At 74.6% G+C, this 16,158-nt stretch carries 17 protein-coding genes; 9 read left to right on the top strand and 8 right to left on the bottom strand.

Features of this window, described 5'->3' with window-relative positions:
- The first annotated feature begins 89 nt into the window (after positions 1–89).
- The 5 genes from AKI01S_RS05220 to AKI01S_RS05200 all read left to right on the top strand — a co-directional run bounded on the left by AKI01S_RS05220 (position 90) and on the right by AKI01S_RS05200 (position 3,224).
- The gene (locus AKI01S_RS05220; RefSeq protein WP_067812602.1) at positions 90–1,424 is read left to right on the top strand and encodes a dihydrolipoyl dehydrogenase family protein; all 1,335 of its coding nucleotides are present in this window, start codon (positions 90–92) and stop codon (positions 1,422–1,424) included.
- 13 nt (positions 1,425–1,437) lie between these two features.
- On the top strand, positions 1,438–1,629 hold the full coding sequence (locus AKI01S_RS05215) for an Rv3202a family protein (RefSeq protein WP_067812601.1): 192 nt from the start codon (positions 1,438–1,440) through the stop codon (positions 1,627–1,629).
- A 197-nt stretch (positions 1,630–1,826) separates the two neighbouring features.
- Entirely contained in the window at positions 1,827–2,447 is a 621-nt protein-coding gene (locus AKI01S_RS05210; RefSeq protein WP_067812674.1) for a TetR/AcrR family transcriptional regulator, read from the top strand.
- A 115-nt stretch (positions 2,448–2,562) separates the two neighbouring features.
- Positions 2,563–2,796, top strand: a complete 234-nt coding sequence (locus AKI01S_RS05205) for a DUF3107 domain-containing protein (RefSeq protein WP_067812600.1) — start codon at positions 2,563–2,565, stop codon at positions 2,794–2,796.
- A gap of 137 nt (positions 2,797–2,933) precedes the next feature.
- Positions 2,934–3,224, top strand: a complete 291-nt coding sequence (locus tag AKI01S_RS05200) for a GlsB/YeaQ/YmgE family stress response membrane protein (protein WP_067812599.1) — start codon at positions 2,934–2,936, stop codon at positions 3,222–3,224.
- 105 nt (positions 3,225–3,329) lie between these two features.
- On the opposite strand, the gene AKI01S_RS05195 is transcribed toward AKI01S_RS05200, so the two are convergent.
- Positions 3,330–4,130 carry a hypothetical protein gene (locus AKI01S_RS05195; protein WP_067812598.1) on the bottom strand — a complete coding sequence of 267 codons (801 nt, stop codon included), beginning with the start codon at positions 4,128–4,130 and terminating at the stop codon, positions 3,330–3,332.
- A gap of 428 nt (positions 4,131–4,558) precedes the next feature.
- Between AKI01S_RS05195 and AKI01S_RS54820 the strand changes: the two genes are divergently transcribed.
- Together AKI01S_RS54820 and AKI01S_RS05185 are read left to right on the top strand one after the other, a co-directional pair.
- Positions 4,559–6,880, top strand: a complete 2,322-nt coding sequence (locus AKI01S_RS54820) for a DEAD/DEAH box helicase (RefSeq protein ID WP_439951656.1) — start codon at positions 4,559–4,561, stop codon at positions 6,878–6,880.
- A 138-nt stretch (positions 6,881–7,018) separates the two neighbouring features.
- The gene (locus AKI01S_RS05185) at positions 7,019–9,082 is read left to right on the top strand and encodes a phosphocholine-specific phospholipase C (protein WP_067812673.1); all 2,064 of its coding nucleotides are present in this window, start codon (positions 7,019–7,021) and stop codon (positions 9,080–9,082) included.
- Positions 9,083–9,122: 40 nt separating this feature from the next.
- On the opposite strand, the gene AKI01S_RS05180 is transcribed toward AKI01S_RS05185, so the two are convergent.
- Positions 9,123–9,797: a glycerophosphodiester phosphodiesterase gene (locus tag AKI01S_RS05180; RefSeq protein WP_083998924.1), complete on the bottom strand. Its 675-nt coding sequence runs from the start codon at positions 9,795–9,797 to the stop codon at positions 9,123–9,125.
- A 91-nt stretch (positions 9,798–9,888) separates the two neighbouring features.
- On the opposite strand from AKI01S_RS05180, the gene AKI01S_RS05175 reads away from it, so the two are divergent.
- Positions 9,889–10,776, top strand: coding sequence for an alpha/beta fold hydrolase (locus AKI01S_RS05175; protein WP_067812597.1), 888 nt, complete (start codon positions 9,889–9,891; stop codon positions 10,774–10,776).
- A gap of 33 nt (positions 10,777–10,809) precedes the next feature.
- A complete protein-coding gene (locus AKI01S_RS05170) occupies positions 10,810–11,505 on the top strand; it encodes a creatininase family protein (protein WP_067812596.1) in 696 nt (231 codons plus the stop codon).
- On the opposite strand, the gene AKI01S_RS05165 is transcribed toward AKI01S_RS05170, so the two are convergent.
- From AKI01S_RS05165 to AKI01S_RS05140, 6 genes are all read right to left on the bottom strand, one after another.
- Positions 11,422–12,393, bottom strand: a complete 972-nt coding sequence (locus AKI01S_RS05165) for a lysylphosphatidylglycerol synthase transmembrane domain-containing protein (protein WP_245681482.1) — start codon at positions 12,391–12,393, stop codon at positions 11,422–11,424. The genes AKI01S_RS05170 and AKI01S_RS05165 overlap by 84 nt on opposite strands.
- Positions 12,390–13,184 carry a methyltransferase domain-containing protein gene (locus tag AKI01S_RS05160; RefSeq protein WP_067812595.1) on the bottom strand — a complete coding sequence of 265 codons (795 nt, stop codon included), beginning with the start codon at positions 13,182–13,184 and terminating at the stop codon, positions 12,390–12,392. The genes AKI01S_RS05165 and AKI01S_RS05160 overlap by 4 nt, the downstream gene beginning before the upstream one ends.
- Positions 13,181–14,284: a glycosyltransferase family 4 protein gene (locus AKI01S_RS05155; protein ID WP_067812670.1), complete on the bottom strand. Its 1,104-nt coding sequence runs from the start codon at positions 14,282–14,284 to the stop codon at positions 13,181–13,183. Before AKI01S_RS05155 ends, AKI01S_RS05160 begins: the two co-directional genes overlap by 4 nt.
- A gap of 8 nt (positions 14,285–14,292) precedes the next feature.
- Entirely contained in the window at positions 14,293–14,691 is a 399-nt protein-coding gene (locus tag AKI01S_RS05150; RefSeq protein ID WP_067812594.1) for a 6-pyruvoyl trahydropterin synthase family protein, read from the bottom strand.
- A gap of 1 nt (position 14,692) precedes the next feature.
- Positions 14,693–15,670: a zinc-dependent alcohol dehydrogenase gene (locus AKI01S_RS05145; RefSeq protein ID WP_067812593.1), complete on the bottom strand. Its 978-nt coding sequence runs from the start codon at positions 15,668–15,670 to the stop codon at positions 14,693–14,695.
- A partial coding sequence (locus AKI01S_RS05140) for a CDP-alcohol phosphatidyltransferase family protein (protein ID WP_157419670.1) occupies positions 15,582–16,158 on the bottom strand: 577 nt, incomplete at its 5' end. The genes AKI01S_RS05140 and AKI01S_RS05145, both read right to left, overlap by 89 nt.

Genomic DNA, 16,158 nt, shown 5'->3' with positions numbered 1-16,158 from the left:
GCGTGCCGTATGTGTCCGAACCGCCACTCTCCGGCACCGTTTTCCGTCACCATTGGGACGCGGGGACACAGCGCGGAGGGGATGAACAGTTGACGCGGAACCACCACTATGACGTCGTGGTGCTGGGCGGGGGGACCGCCGGGGAACTGGCCGCCAGCGAGCTGGCCCAGGCCGGGCGCGGCGTCGCGCTCGTGGAGAACCGCCTGGTCGGCGGCGAGTCCCCGTACTTCGCCTGCGTACCGTCCAAGAGCCTGCTGCTGTCGGCGCGGCGCGGCGAGACCTGGGAGCTGGCGGTGGCGCGCCGCGACGAGGTCACCGGCCACCTCGACGACGACCCGGTCGTGGCGCGGATGGCCGAGGGCGGGGTCACGGTGCTGCGCGGCTGGGGCCGCGTCACCGCGCCCGGCGTGATCGACGTGGACGGGACCGAGCACCGCTTCACCGACCTGGTCGTCGCCACCGGCAGCACGCCGCTGCGGCCCGCCGTGGACGGGCTGGCGTCGGTCCCGACCTGGACCAGCGACGAGGCCCTGACGGTGCCGGACCTGCCACGCCGCCTGGTCATCCTGGGCGGCGGGCCGGTCGGGTGCGAGATGGCGCAGATCTACGCCTCGTTCGGCTCCCAGGTGACCGTGATCGAGTCGTCGGGGCGGCTGCTGACCGCCGAGGCCCCGTTCACCGGGGAGATCCTGGCCGACGCGCTCCGCCGGATGGGCGTGGACCTGCGGCTCGGCGCGGAGCTGGCGCGCGTCGAGCGCGGCACCGTCGGCCTGCGGCTGTGGCTGAGCGACGGCGGCGCCCTGGACGCCGACCGCATCCTGGTCGCCGCCGGGCGCCGTCCCCGCACCGACGGGCTCGGCCTGGAGAACCTCGGCGTCACCGTCCCGCCCGGCCACCCGCTGCCCGTCGACGAGACCTGCCAGGTGGTCGCGCCGGGGGCGGGCACCGGCGGGGTGTGGGCGGCCGGGGACGTCACCGGCGTCGCCCGCACCGCGCACGCGGCCCGCTACCAGGCGCGCGTCGTGGTCTCCAACGTGCTGGGCAAGCGCCGCGAGGCCGACTACCGGGCCGTTCCCCGCGTCGTCTACACCACCCCGACGGTGTACTCGGTCGGGGTGTCCCCCGTTCTCGCCGAGGAACGCGGCATCGATCTGCTCACCGCCGGGTACGACCTTTCCGCGACGGCCCGCGCCGCGGTGGAGGCCGACGAACGCGGCCGTGTCGAGCTGTACGCCGATCGCAACCGTGGGCTCTTGATCGGAGCGGCGGCGGTCGGCCTCTACGCTGAGGAGTGGATGAGCGAGATCGCGCTGGCCATCCGGGCGGAGACCCCGATCGGGCTGCTCACCGACGTGGTGCACGCGTTCCCCACCTACGGTGAGTCGATCGAGGCCCCGCTGCGGTCCCTGGCCGAGCGCCTGTGAGGGGAGGACGCGCATGAGCGAGTACACCGAGGACCTGCCCGACGACGCCCCGGAGGCCGACCTGGTCGAACAGCGCGCCGCCCTGGTGGACGACGAGGACGAGGAGAGGGCCGAGTGGCCCCGGACGGTGCCGTTCGACGCCGACGAGGCCGACGCCGCCGAACAGGGCCGCGAGGTCGAGCTCGACGAAGACGATTATCGCTGACCTACGGTTGACATAGGTTTTTCCGGAAAGGCCCGGACGCCCGTCGTCCGGGCCGTTTTGGGACGCCGGGCCGGCGACGCGCCGGGCGACGTCGCCCGTTGTTGGTGACCCACGAGGTTACCGACGCGTAGGATGATGAGATTGAACTCGCGGCGGTACCCCCCGTCCGCCGCCTTGATCGGTGATCGGAGAGTGTGGTGACCGCGACCCCGGACGCCCGCCCTCGTGGCACGCGACTGCCGCGACTGGCGCGCCGCAGACAGCTGCTCGGCGCTGCCCAGGAGGTTTTCGTCGCCCAGGGCTATCACGCCGCGGCGATGGACGAGATCGCCGAACGCGCGGGCGTCAGCAAGCCGGTGCTCTACCAGCACTTCCCCGGCAAGCTGGAGCTGTACCTGGCGCTGCTCGACGAGCACGCCGAAGCCCTGGTGAAGAAGGTCCGCGACGCGCTGGCCTCCACCACCGACAACAAGCTGCGCGTGCAGGCCAGCATGCAGGCGTTCTACGACTTCGTGGCCGGTGACGGCGAGGCGTACCGGCTGGTGTTCGAGTCCGACCTGCGCAACGTGGCCCCGGTCCGCGCCCGCGTGGAGCGGGCCAACCAGCAGTGCGCCGAGATGATCGCCCAGGTGATCGCCGAGGACACCGACGCCCCCGGCGAGGAGGCCCACCTGCTGGGCATGGGCCTGGTCGGCATGGCCGAGGTCAGCGCCCGCTACTGGCTGGCCCAGGGCCGCGCGATCCCCAAGGACACCGCCGAGAAGATCATCGCCCGGCTGGCCTGGCGCGGGATCTCCGGCTTCCCGCGCAGCGGCTGAGGCGCCCCCGCCGTTCCGCCGACGTCCGGCCGGGCGCGGTGATCTCCATGTCACCATGGAGGCACAGACGGCCCGCCGGCCGTGGCGGGGCGGACGGAACCCACAGGGAGATCACGTGCAGGTTCGCATCGGCGTCCAGTTCGTGCCCAAGGAACTCGTGGTCGAGACGCGGCAGAGCGCCGAGGAGGTCCAGCGGGCGCTGGCCGACGCCCTGGCCGTGGACCACGGCGTGTTCACGCTGGAGGACCAGCGCGGCGGGCGGGTGGTGATCCCGGCCGCGCACGTCGGCTACCTGGAGATCAGCGAGGAGGCCGACCGCACCGTCGGGTTCGGCACCCAGTACACCTGAGCCCGGCCGACACCATCGGTTGGGAGCCGGTTGACCGGGACTTTGTTTAGATTCCGTCGAGCGGGCACATCCCTCACCGACCGAACGGACCGCGGCGTCCACGGCGACGCGGTCCAGAGAACGGATTGGTGGCCGAAATGCTCGCGACGATTCTCTGGTTCATCCTCGTCGGCGCCGTGATCGGCGCCGTGGCGCGGCTGATCGTCCCCGGCCGTAACCCGATCGGCATCCTGCTGACGGTCCTGGTCGGGATCGCCGGCGCGCTCCTCGGTGGAGTCGTGGCCGACGCGCTCGGGGCGGGAACCCTGGTCGCCCTCGTCTTCGCGGTGATCATCGCCGCGCTGGGCGTGGCGGCGCTGACGGCGTTCCAGGCCCGGGGCGGCAGCGGCGGGCGCGGCTGGCGCCGCACCGGCCGCGGCACCTACTGACCCGGCACCGCCGTCCCGACGGTGACGACCGCCGCCCCCAGCCGCCCTGAGCGGCCGGAGCCGAAGCCCCCGTACCCTGCATACGGGGGCTTCTCCCCGTTCGGGTCACTTGCCACCGGCGCTGGCCAGCAGGCGCGGGTACAGCTCCGGGTTGATCATGTCCTTCACCTTGTCGTAGGGCGCGGTGAAGGTGAAGTTGTTGCAGTCGGTCCCGGTCGTGGACCAGATCAGCTGCATCCCCTCGGCCCGGAACATGATCCCGGCGGGGGCGGGCGACTCGACCGGGTCCCCGTCGCGCTTGCCGGGGAAGAAGTCCTGGCGCCGCAGGTCCTCCAGGTCGCAGTCCTTCCAGTCCTGCTTGGGCCCGCTGAGGGCCTCCCAGAGCTTCTTCAGCCCGTCCTTCTCCAGGGTCTTCCCGGTCAGCACGTCCGCGGCGGTGAGCGCCTTGGCGTTCTTCACGTCCACGATCACCGGAACGGTCGGCAGCGCCCCCTCGCCCTCGTAGCAGGGGATCAGCGAGATGGAGTTGGACGCGGCGACGATCTCACCGCGCAGCCCGAGCAGGACCTTGGTCTGGATGACGTTGTTGCGGCCGGCGCACTGCTTCTTGCGCTCCTCGTCCAGGGTGGAGGACGTCCAGTTCACCGCCCACTCCAGCGGGGCGCGCAGCGCCTGGTTGACCTGCTGCTCGGCGTTCCGGTCCGCCAGACCGCCGATCTTGACGGTCTCGGCCTCCTTGAGCTCGACCTGCTTGTCGGCGCGGACGGCGCTCTCCTCGACCACGCGCGGCCCCGGGGCGGTCTCCCCGCCCTGCTTGCCGCCGTCGTCCGAGGAGCATCCGGTCAGCCCCGCCGCCAGCACGGCCGCGGCCGCAACGGCCCACGCGCCCTGGAACCTCGCCCGCATTCGTCCCGTCCTCCCAGTCCGCCGATGTTCGAGCAATTGTGGCGGATGTCCGGCAGTGCCGTTGATCACCCCCGGTGGCCGGAGCGCCCCGTACACCCCGTTCGCGACTTGGCCGACTGTGGCCGCGCCCGTCCCGGAGATCGCGGATTCCCTTGTGCGGCGGGGCCTGCGGAGACGGCGGGGAATAACCTGAAGGAGGTCATCGTTGGTACAGGAGATCGACTATTGGTGCAGGCATTCCAAGGTCGGTACACTGCGTCGCGGAGTGTGACCGCACGCAGCCACTCCATGCGGCTGCTTTCAACCCCTGACTGCGGTCGCCGAAGAAATTTTGATCGACGGCTGGTCCCTCTCGCGCGAGCGCGCGGCCAACGGACGCGACCGGCGACGCCGCAACCGACGCGGCACGCCCGGCGCGCCCCCGGCATGTGAGCCGGGAAACTGCGCAGCGCCGCGCAGGGAGCGAGGACCCCGCACTTTGGAGGCTGAAAGCCCTGTCTACCTTCGCTGAACTCGGGGTCGTACCCGAGATAGCAGATGCCCTGAAAGCCGAGGGCATCGTCGATGCCTTCCCCATCCAGGAGCTCGCCCTGCCCATCGCGCTGGGCGGCCACGACATCATCGGCCAGGCCCGCACCGGGACCGGCAAGACGCTGGCGTTCGGCATCGCGCTGCTCCAGCGCATCCGGCACGGCGGCAAGAAGCCGCAGGCCCTCGTGCTCGCCCCCACCCGCGAACTCGCCATGCAGGTCACCGACGACCTGCTGGTGGCGGGCGGCAAGCTGGGCACCCGCGTACTGAGCGTGTACGGCGGGCGCGCCTACGAGCCGCAGATCTCGGCGCTGCGCGAGGGCGTCGACGTCGTCGTCGGCACCCCGGGCCGCCTGCTGGACCTCGTCAAGCAGAAGCACCTCGACCTGTCGGAGGTCGCCGTGCTGGTCCTGGACGAGGCCGACCGCATGCTCGACCTGGGCTTCCTGCCCGACATCGAGCGGATCGTCGACCGCATCCCGGTGCGGCGCCAGACGATGCTGTTCTCCGCGACCATGCCCGGCGAGATCGTCGCGCTGTCGCGGCGCTACCTGACCCGTCCGACCAACGTGCGCGCCGAGTCGCACGCCGAGTCCGAGACGACCCCGCAGGTCAAGCAGTTCGTCTACCAGGCCCACCAGATGGACAAGCCGGAGATGCTGGCGCGCGTCCTGCAGGCGCGGGGCCGGGGCCTGTCCATGGTGTTCTGCCAGACCAAGCGCGCCTGCGACCGCGTCGCCGCCGACCTGGAGCAGCGCGGCTTCGCCGCCGCCGCCGTCCACGGCGACCTCGGCCAGGGCCAGCGGGAGCGGGCGCTGCGCGCGTTCCGCAACGGCAAGATCGACGTGCTGGTCGCCACCGACGTCGCCGCGCGCGGCCTCGACGTCGACGACGTCACCCACGTGGTCAACTACGAGTGCCCCGACAGCGCCGACACCTACGTCCACCGCATCGGCCGCACCGGCCGCGCGGGCCGCGAGGGCACCTCCGTCACGTTCGTGGACTGGTCGGACCTGCCCCGCTGGAAGCTGATCAACGGTCAGCTCGGGCAGGACCTCGCCCAGCCGGAGGAGACCTACTCCACCTCCCCGCACCTCTACGCGGAACTCGACATCCCCGAGGACATCACCGGCCGCCTGCCCAAGGAGCAGCGCGGCGAACGCGCCGGGCTGGACGCCGAGGAGCTGGAGGACATCGGCGAGACGGGCAAGACCCGTTCCCGCACCCGTGACCGCGATCGCGACCGCGAGCGTGAGCGCGAGGAGGAGCGTCCCCGCCAGCGCCGCAGCCGCACCCGGACCCGCACCCGGAACGGCAAGCCGGTCGAGGCGACCGCGCAGGACGAGACCGCCGAGGTCACGACGGTCGTCGCCGAGGCCCCGGCCGAGGCGGAGACCAAGCCCAGGCGCACCCGCACGCGCAGGGCCGCCGAGATCGTCGAGGCCGAGGTCGTGGTGACCACGGAGGCCGAGGTGACCGCCGAGGCGGAGACCACCGCCGAGGCCAAGCCCAAGCGCACCCGTACCCGCAAGACCGCCGAGGCGATCGTGGTCGAGCCCGCCGCCCAGACGGAGGAGACCGAGGCCAAGCCCAAGCGCACGCGGAAGACCGCCGAGATCGTCGAGGCCGAGGTCGAGGTGGCCACGGAGGCGGAGGTGACCGCCGAGGCGGAGACCCCCACCGAGGCCAAGCCCAAGCGCACCCGCACCCGCAAGACCGCCGAGGCGATCGTGGTCGAGCCCGCCGCCCAGACGGAGGAGACCGAGGCCAAGCCCAAGCGGACCCGCACCCGCAAGGTCGCCGAGACCGTCGAGGCCGAGGTGACCGCCGAGGCGGAGGCCAAGCCGAAGCGCACGCGCAAGGCCGCCGAGGCGGTCGTGGCCGAGCCCGCCGTCGAGGCAGAGGAGGCCGAGGCCAAGCCCGAGCGCACGCGGAAGACCGCCGTCAAGGCCGTCGTCGACGCCGAGGTGGACGCCCCGGCGGACGCCGACGCCGACGTCGCGGCGGAGAAGCCGAAGCGCGGGGGTCCGGCGCGGATCCCGGCGAAGATCAGCCCGGCGGGCGTGCCCGAGGTGCTGTTCCAGCCGCCGCCCCTGCCGCCCGGCGGGGAGAGCGTCGTGGAGACCGTCGCCACCGAGCGCCGGCGCGGCCCGGCCCGCCGCCGTTCGCGCGGTGACCGGCCGGCCCCCGAGCAGGCCAAGGCCGCCCGGGGCGGCTGACGCCCGCACGCTGCGAGATCACACACCGGTGTGGTCTCGCAGCCGTCGCCGGCGCGGAGTGCGGCGGTCGCGCGGACGTCACCCGCCGGACGAACGCAGGATCGGTCCCGGTCATCCCGAACGGCCATGATCCGCCGCATGAATCCCCACCTCAGCCGCCGTTCCGTGCTGGCCGGCGGCACCGCCGTCGCCGCCGGGACCGCCGCCGCCTCGCTGCTGCCGCCCTCGGTCCACGCCGCCCTGGCGCTGCCGGTCCGGCCCGGCGGGCTCAAGGCGATCGAGCACGTGGTCCTGCTGATGCAGGAGAACCGCAGCTTCGACCACTACTACGGCGCCCTGCGCGGCGTGCGGGGCTTCGGCGACCGCAACGCGATCACGCTGCCGGACGGCCGGTCGGTGTTCGAGCAGCCGGGCCCGAACGGGCCGGTGCTGCCGTTCCCGCTGCGCGAGGCGGCCGAGCTGGCCAAGAAGGACCTCCAGTGGATGGGGTCGCTGCCGCACGGCTGGTCCGACGGGCAGGCCGCGCGCGGCAAGGGCTGGAACAACGGCTGGATCCCGGCCAAGACCCCCGCGACCATGGCCTACCTGGAACGCCGGGACCTGCCGCTCCAGTACGAGCTGGCCGACACCTTCACCATCTGCGACGCCTACCACTGCTCGGTGCTGAGCTCCACCAGCCCCAACCGCAACTACTTCGTCTCCGGTCACACCGGCTACGAGCCCGGCGGCGTCAGGCGCGCCATCGACAACGCCGCCTACGCCGAGGACACCCACGCGGGCTACACGTGGACGACCTACCCGCAGCAGCTGGAGAAGGCGGGGGTCTCCTGGAAGGTCTACCAGGAATGGGACAACTACCAGGACAACAACCTGGAGTTCTTCGTCGCGTTCAAGCAGATCGCCCGTAAGGCGCTCCAGGGCGACTTCAAGAGCATGGACTCCTTCTACGGCGCGCTCGGCAAGGCCGACGACGCCGGGCGGGAGCGGATGCTCAAGCGGCTGGAGGAGGGCGTCGCCAAGCTGACCCCCGCCGAGCGCAGCCTGTACGAGCGGGGCCTGCGGCGCGTGCGGCCCGGCGGGCTGGCGGCCGACCTGCGCGCCGACATCGAGGCCGGGCGGCTCCCGGCGGTGTCGTACCTGGTGCCGTCGGCGGCCGACTCCGAGCACCCCAGCGCCTCGTCGCCGATCCAGAGCGCCCGCATCACCTACGACGTGCTGGACGCCCTCGCCTCGGACCCGGAGGTGTGGTCGACCACGGCGCTGTTCATCACCTACGACGAGTACGACGGGCTGTTCGACCACGTCCCGCCGCCGCAGCCGCCCGCGCACGTGACCGGCGAGTTCCACCAGGGCGACCCGATCGGGCTGGGCTTCCGGGTGCCGATGACGGTGGTGTCGCCGTGGACGGTCGGCGGGTTCGTGTGCTCGCAGGTGTTCGACCACTCGTCGATCACGCGGTTCATGGAGACGTGGCTGGGCGTGCCCGCGCCGGACATCAGCGCGTGGCGGCGGACCGTGGCGGGCGATCTGACCTCGGCGTTCGACTTCCGGCGGAGCGGGCGTCCGCCGCGGGTGGAGCGGCCCGGCGAGGTGCCGCCGTTCTCGGGCCGGTGGAAGCCGCAGCCGCCCGCGAACCAGAGGATGCCGGTGCCGGAGCCCGGTGTCCGCCCGGCGCGTCCGCTGCCGTACCAGCCCGAGGCCCACGTCCGGCTGCGCGACGGCAGGCTGCGGCTGTCGCTGGCCAACAGCGGCACGGCCAGCGTCCACCTCCAGCTCTACCCGTACGCGGGCGAGCTGCCCGCGCCCCGGCACTACGACGTCGGCCGGACCGCCCACGACGACATCGTCCTGGCCGGGGACGCCTACCGGCTGGTGCTGACCGGCCCGAACGGGTTCCGCCGCGAGTTCGCCGGGACGCGGGACGACCGTGCCACCGTCGCCTCCGCGCCCAAGCCGGGCGGCCGCGACCTGGTCGTGGTGCTGGAGAACGACGGCGACACCGACCTGCGCTTCACCCTGCGGTCCCTGGCCTACGGCCGGCGGGTCCGCAGGGAGACGCTGCGGGCGGGCGCGCGCCGCACCCTGTCGTGGCACACCGACGACGGCTGGTACGACGTCGAGATCACCGTCGCGGAGGACCGGGCGTTCCGCCGCCGCCTGATGGGGCACGTGGAGAACGGCCGCCCCAGCGTGTCGGGCTGACCTTCACCACGGGCCCCGCCACGGGCCCCACCACGGGTCCTCACGACGAGCGCATCCGCAGCGCGGCCTCCGGGTGGTCGGTGATCAGCACGGCCACCCGGGGGTCGCCCAGGAAGCGCCGCATCAGCGGCTCGGCGTTGACCGTCCAGACCATCACGGGGAACCCGGCGCGGGCGCACTGGGCGAGCACGCCGACCCGCGCGAGACGGTGGTTGAGGGCGACCATGTCGGCCCCGGACGCCCGGATCGCGCGGATCGGCGCGAAGTCCCCGAACGCGCCGCGCTCCCAGAGCCCCCGGCCCACCGACAGCGCCGTGGTGACGTGCGGGAACGCCGTCTTCACCAGGGCGACCGAGGCGGGGTCGCGGGTGGTGACCACCAGGTCCTCCGGCGCGAACGCGGCCAGGGCCATCGCGACCGCCTCGTGCTCGCAGCCGCGCTCCTTGAGGTCCAGATGGGCCCTGGCGCGCCCGGAGATGATCCGTAGCGCGTCCGCGACACGCGGGACGGGCCGGGAGGCGGCCCGCTGGAGACGGTCCCGGGAGATCCGTTTCAGGGGCAGGCCCGCCACGGTGGGATCGTGGTGGACGACCAGTTCGCCGTCGCCGGTGCGGCGCACGTCGATCTCGACGTACTCGGCTCCGGAGTCGACGGCCTCGTGCAGGCCCGTCAGGCCCGCCTCGTCCCGGCGGTGGGCGGAGATCGCCGTCAGCACGTCCGCGACGCTACCACCGCGCCCCCGGCGGGCGACCGCCGAAGCGGCGACGCCGGTGTTCGCAGATGCATATTTAGTATGGTGGCACCCCGTGAGCACGCCCCCGTTCCTGACCCTGCCCGCCGGCGTCCGCCGGACGTTCGTCGAGACCTCGCGCGGCGCCTTCGCCGCGCTCGAGGCGCTGCCCGGGTCAGGTGTGGCCGAACGCTTTCCCGCCCTGCTGGTCCCGGGCTACACCGGCAGCAAGGAGGACTTCATCGCGATCCTCCAGACGCTCGCCGCGTCCGGGCGCCGGGTGGTGGCCGTGGACATGCGCGGCCAGCACGAGACGCCGGGCGCGGGCGAGGACCCGGGCGCCTACGCCCTGCCCGCGCTGGGCGCGGACGTGTCGGCGCTGCTGGAGGCGCTGGGGCCGGAGCCCGCGCACCTGGTGGGGCACTCGTTCGGCGGGCTGGTGACGCGGGAGGCGGTGCTGTCCGACCGGGTGCCGCCCGCGTCGTACACGCTGATGAGCTCGGGTCCGGGCGCGGTCACCGGCCAGGCGGCGGACAAGGCGCGGGCGCTCAAGGACTCCATCCCCCTGCTGGGGATGGAGCAGATCTGGGAGCTGAGCATCGGCCCCGACGCGGTCGCGCGCGGCGTGTCCCCGGAGATCCTGGACTTCCTGCGCCGCCGCACCCTGGGCAACTGCCCGGTGGGCCTGATGACGATGGCCCGCGAGCTGCTGACGGCCCACGACCGGGTGGACGACCTGGCCAAGCACGCCCGCGACACGGGCCTGCGCACGCTGGTGCTGTACGGCGAGGACGACGACGTGTGGGACCCGCGCGAGCAGGCCGCGATGGCCGAGCGCCTGGACAGCGCGAAGGTGGTCATCCCGGGCGCGGCCCACTCCCCGGCGGTGGACGCCCCGGAGACCACCGCCAGCGCCCTGATCGACTTCTGGAACCAGACCGAGCGCTGCGGCCGTCCCTGCTGACGCCGGGCGCCGGGACGCCGGATACTGGGGGGCATGCAGCTGCTGCCGACCATGACCACGGCCGACGTGCGGGACCGGAACGCGCGGGTCGCGCTGCTCCCGGTCGGGAGCTTCGAGCAGCACGGGCCGTTCCTGCCGCTGATCACCGACACCGTGGTCGCGTGCGCGGTCGCGCGGGAGATCGCCGACGCGTACCCGGTGCTGCCGCTGCCGCCGCTGACGATCTCCTGCTCGCACGAGCACGCGGCCTGGCCGGGGACGGTGAGCGTCTCCGCGCGCACCCTGCACGCGGTCGTGCGGGACGTCGCCGGGTCGCTGCGGCGCTCCGGCGTCGAACGGCTCGTCCTGGTCAACGGCCACGGCGGCAACTACGTCCTCGGCAACGTCGTCCAGGAGTCGCACGGCGCGATGGCGCTGTTCCCGGGGCTCGGGGACTGGGAGGCGGCCCGGCGCGCGGCGGGCATCGAGACCCCGGCCGACGGCGACATGCACGCCGGGGAGCTGGAGACGTCGGTGCTGCTGCACGTCCAGCCCGAGCTGGTGCGGCCCGGCTACGAGAGCGCCGACCACCTCGCCGACGAACGCCCCCACCTGCTCACCCTGGGCCTGGCCCCCTACACCGACTCGGGTGTGGTGGGGCGGCCGTCACTGGGCTCGGCCGCCAAGGGCCGGGACCTGCTGGCGAGCCTGGTCACGTCGTTCGGGGAGTACCTGGCGGTCCTCGGGTAGCCGCCGGGCGACCAGCACGGCGAGGCCGGGCAGGCTCGCCACCAGCGCCAGCACCCCGTAGACCACCGCGACGGTGAGGCCCTGGGCGGCGCCCAGCCCGGCGGTGCCGAACGCCGCCGCCGACGCCGCCTCGCGCGGTCCCCAGCCGCCGACGTTCACCGGCAGCGCCATCACCAGCAGCGCCAGCACCGCCAGCGGCACCAGGCGGCCGGCCGGGGCCGTCTCCCCCGCGGCGCGCGCCGCGACCAGGAACAGCGCCACGTATCCCGCCAGCGCCACCGCCGACAATCCCGTCACGCCCGGCCAGACGCCGCGGGCGAGCAGCCCGCCGCGCACGTCCCGCCACAGCGTGGCGCGGGCCCGCTGGACGCGCGGCAGCGTCGTGACCCACAGGAGCGCGCCGGCGGCGGTCAGCAGCGCTCCCCCGCCGAAGAAGACGGCGTTCACGCTCGCGCCGGGGAGCGGCACCGGGCCGCTCGCGAGCAGGACCAGCAGCCCGACCGCCACCAGCACGGCCTGGCCCGCGACGCGTTCGAGCACCACCGCCCGCACGCCCCGCCCCAGGTCGCCCGAGGCGCGGCCGTGCTCGACGGCGCGCCGCACGTCGCCGAGCACGCCCGCCGGGAGGACCGCGTTCAGCAGCAGCGCCGCGTAGTAGTCGGCGACGGCCGTGCGCAGCGGCAGCCGCAGGCCGAGGCCGCGCGCCACCAGCCGCCACCGCCAGGCGCTCGCCACCGTGGTCAGCAGCCCGACGCCGAGCGCCGCCGCGACCTCCGCGGCGCCGACCGCCCGCAGCCCGTCCAGGAACGCGCCGGTCCCCAGCTTCCACATCGGCACCGCCACCAGCGCCGTCCCCACCGCCAGGCGCGCCCAGGCCCCGAGCCTCACCGGCCCTCCCCCGGCAGCGCGAGCAGGTCGGTGTGGTGGACGACCGCGCGCAGCCCCCCGGCCGCGCACGCGTCGAGGCGCCGCCGCAGGTAGCCGAGGTCGGCGAGGTCCGGACGCTGCTCGACGGCCGCGCCGACCCAGCCGCGCAGCCACTCGGCCGTCAGCGCCGGACGCCCGTCGAGCCGCCACGGGCTGGCCGCGCGCAGCACCCGCGCGCCCCGCCGGGCGAACGCCTCCTCCGCCGCCGCGACGGCGTCCGGCCCCAGCAGGCCGTCCCGGCGCTGGTGCGCGTTGAACGCCGCCTCGTACTCCCCGTCCAGCGGGTCGGCCGGATCCAGCTCGACGCGCCCGGTCACCGACAGCGCGAACAGCGCCGGGCACCCGGCCTCCACGCACGCGGCGGCCAGGGCGTCCATCTCCTCGAACGTGAACAGGTCCAGCAGCGCCGACGCGACCACCAGCGCGGTGCCCTCCAGCTCGGCCGCGCCCAGCCCGGCCAGGTCGCCCACGCGCGTCTCCACCTCGCCGAGGTCGGCGGCCAGGTCGGCGGCGGCCAGCGCCAGCAGGCGGGGGTCGCGGTCGTGCAGCACCCACCGCACCGGCCCCGGCAGCCGCCCGGCCAGCCACCGCACCATCGATCCGGTGCCGCAGCCGAGGTCGCGCACGACCGGCCGGTCCACCCCGGCGAGCCGGTCCAGCAGCGGGGGCAGCAGCGCATCGGCGCGCGCCTCGGCGTCGGCGGGCTCCCGCAGCGCCAGCCACTCGGGCGCGAAGTCCGCGACCGCGCTCACCGGGCCTCCCCGCGCAGTCGCTCCAGCGCCGCCGCCATCCGCGACGCCGCCTCCGTCCAGTCGCGCAGCCCGTCGCGGCGCAGCCGCGCCGCCGAACGCAGCCGCAGCCGCAGCCCGTGGTCGGTGAGCCAGCGCCGCAGCGCGTCCTCCAGCGCGCTGACGTTGTCGGGCGGCACCAGCAGCCCCGGGACGTCCCCGCCGGGGGCCCGCCCCAGCGCCTCGGGCACGCCGCCCACCTCCGCCGCCGCCACCGGGACGCCCCGCGCCAGCGCCTCGGCCGCCGCCATCCCGTAGGTCTCCGCCCGCGACGGGAAGACCAGCAGGTCGGCGGTGTCGTAGGCGTTCGCCAGCGCCTCCCCGACCAGCGCGCCCGCCAGCCGGACGCGCCCGTCCAGCCCCCGCCGGGTGATCAGCTCGCGCACCCGCCCCGCGTATCCGGGATCGCGCCCGAGCGGTCCGACGACCACGCACTCCCAGTCCAGCCCGGCGAGCCCGGCCAGCGCCTCGATCAGCAGGTCGTGCCCCTTGCGCGGCGTCACCGACCCCACGCACAGCAGTTGCGTGGCCCCGTCGGTGCCGAGCGCCAGCGGCGCGGGGTCGGTCCCCGGCGGCACCACGTGGATCCGGGCGGGTTCGAGCCGGTGCCGCCGTATCAGGCGGCCCGCCGCCCACTCGCTGGTGGTCACGACCGCGTCGGCCCAGCGCAGGGTGTCGCGTTCGGCGGCCTCCAGCCCGGGGGGAGCGCCGACCTCGTCGCCGAGCGGCAGGTGCACCAGCACCATCGTCCGCAGCCGCCGCGCCGCCGGGACCACGATCTGCGGCACCCCGCACGCGACCAGCCCGTCCAGCACCACCGCCGTCCCGTCCGGCAGCGCGGCCAGCGCCCGCTCCAGCGCCTCCCGCGCGTCCCGGTCCGGCCGCGGCCAGCCGCCCGGGACGGCGATCTCGCGGACCCGCCAGCCCCGCGCGGGCAGCTCGTCGCACATCCGCCGGTCGTAGACGTTGCCGCCGCTGGGCAGCGCGGCGTCGTCCACGTCGCCCGGCAGCACGAAGCACACCTCGCCCGTGACCGGGCCCCGCACCGCGGGCGCGTCCGCCATGAACGCCGTCACAGCGGCCGCTCGTAGCTCGCCCACGCGACGTGGGACTCGTGCAGGGTCACCGCGATCCCGTCCAGGCCGCGCGCGCCCTCGCCGAGATCGCCCGCGTGGACGCGTTCGGCGAGCCGGTCGGCGACGACCTTGGCCAGGAACTCGGTGGAGGTGTTGGTCCCGGCGAACTCCGGGTGCTCGTCGAGGTTGCGGTAGTTCAGGTCCGCCAGCGCCTCGCGCAGCCGCCGGGTGGCCAGCCCGATGTCGACCACGATGTTGTCGGCGTCGAGCTCGGCCCGCCGGAACGTGGCGTCCACCAGGAACGTCGCCCCGTGCAGCTTCTGCGCGGGTCCGAACACCTCGCCCCGGAAACTGTGCGCGACCATCACGTGGTCGCGGACGGTGACACTGAACATCTCAATCCTCCCGGTCGTAGACGATCCGATGGCACAGCACGCCGGGCTCCCCGGCGGCCAGCCGGGGCATCACCTCCGGCAGTTCGGCGAACCGGCTCTCCCCGGTGACCAGGGCGTCGAACGCCGGGTCGGCCAGCAGCGCCAGCGCCAGCGCCATCCGCTCCGCGGCCCGGCCGCGCCGCGCGGGGGCGACCGTCCCGACCTGGCTGGCGCGCACGGCCAGCCGCCGCGAGTGGAAGGACTCCCCCAGCGGGACGCTGACCCGCCGGTCCCCGTACCAGCTCATTTCGATCACCTCGCCCTCGGGGGCGAGCAGCTCCAGGCAGCGGGCGAGCCCGGCCTCTGTGGCGCTGGTGTGGAAGACCAGGTCGCAGTCGCCGTCCGCCGCCTCGGGCGGCGCGTACCCCACCCCGAGGGCGGCGGCGACGCCGGCGCGGGCGGCGACGGGGTCGACGAGCTGCACGCGCGCCCCGGGGATCCGGGCCAGCAGCCGCGCGACGGCGCAGCCGACCATCCCGCCGCCCACGACGGCGATCCGGTCCCCGACGCGGGGCGCGGCGTCCCACAGGGCGTTCACGGCGGTCTCCACCGTCCCGGCGAGCACCGCGCGCTCCGGCGGCACCGCGTCGGGGACGACCGTGACGGCCCCGGCGGGCACCACGTACCGCGTCTGGTGCGGGTAGAGGCAGAAGACGGCGCGCCCCACCAGGTCGGGCGGGCCGTGCTCGACGACGCCGACGTTGAGGTACCCGTACTTGACCGGCCCGGGGAAGTCGCCCTCCTGGAACGGGGCCCGCATCACCGCGCGCTGGCTCTCGGGGACCCCGCCGCGGAACACCAGCGTCTCGGTCCCCCGGCTCACTCCCGAGTACCGGGTGCGGACGACGACGTCACCGTCCCGGGCCTCCGGCAGCCGGGCAGACCGGATCTCCCCCGTCCCAGGCTCTCTCAGCCAGAAGGCCAGCGCGGCCCGTTCCATGCCCCACCTCCGTCTCCACGGCCCGGCCGTGGTTCCACAGCCACACCGTGTCGCGTCCGAACGACCACACCAGCATCCCCAGCGCCCCCAGCACCAGACCGTGGGCGACCGGCTCGGGCAGCGCCCGCGCGCTCGCGGCCGCCAGCACGACGCCCTGCATCGCGGCGACGGCCTTGCGCGCCGTGCTCGGCGGCAGGCCCCCGCGCAGCCACGGCAGCGCCCATCCCGCCACGACGAACGCGTACCGCATCCCGCCGATCAGCAGGACCCAGGCGCCCAGCGACAGCGACACCTGGACGCTCAGCACGAGGATCAGGAACGCGTCGACCTCCATGTCGAACCGCGCGCCCATCGCCGAGGAGGTCCCGGTCCGCCGCGCCACGGCCCCGTCCACGCCGTCCAGCAGCAGCGCCACCGCGGCGATCCCGACGAGCGCCGCCGGACCGGCGCCGCCCGCGCCGTCGCCCGCGCCGTCGCCCGCCAGCCCC

Origin of the sequence: Actinomadura kijaniata NBRC 14229 (assembly GCF_001552175.1) — a bacterium.
GTDB lineage: Bacteria > Actinomycetota > Actinomycetes > Streptosporangiales > Streptosporangiaceae > Spirillospora > Spirillospora kijaniata.
This window is presented reverse-complemented; position numbering and strand designations above follow the sequence as displayed.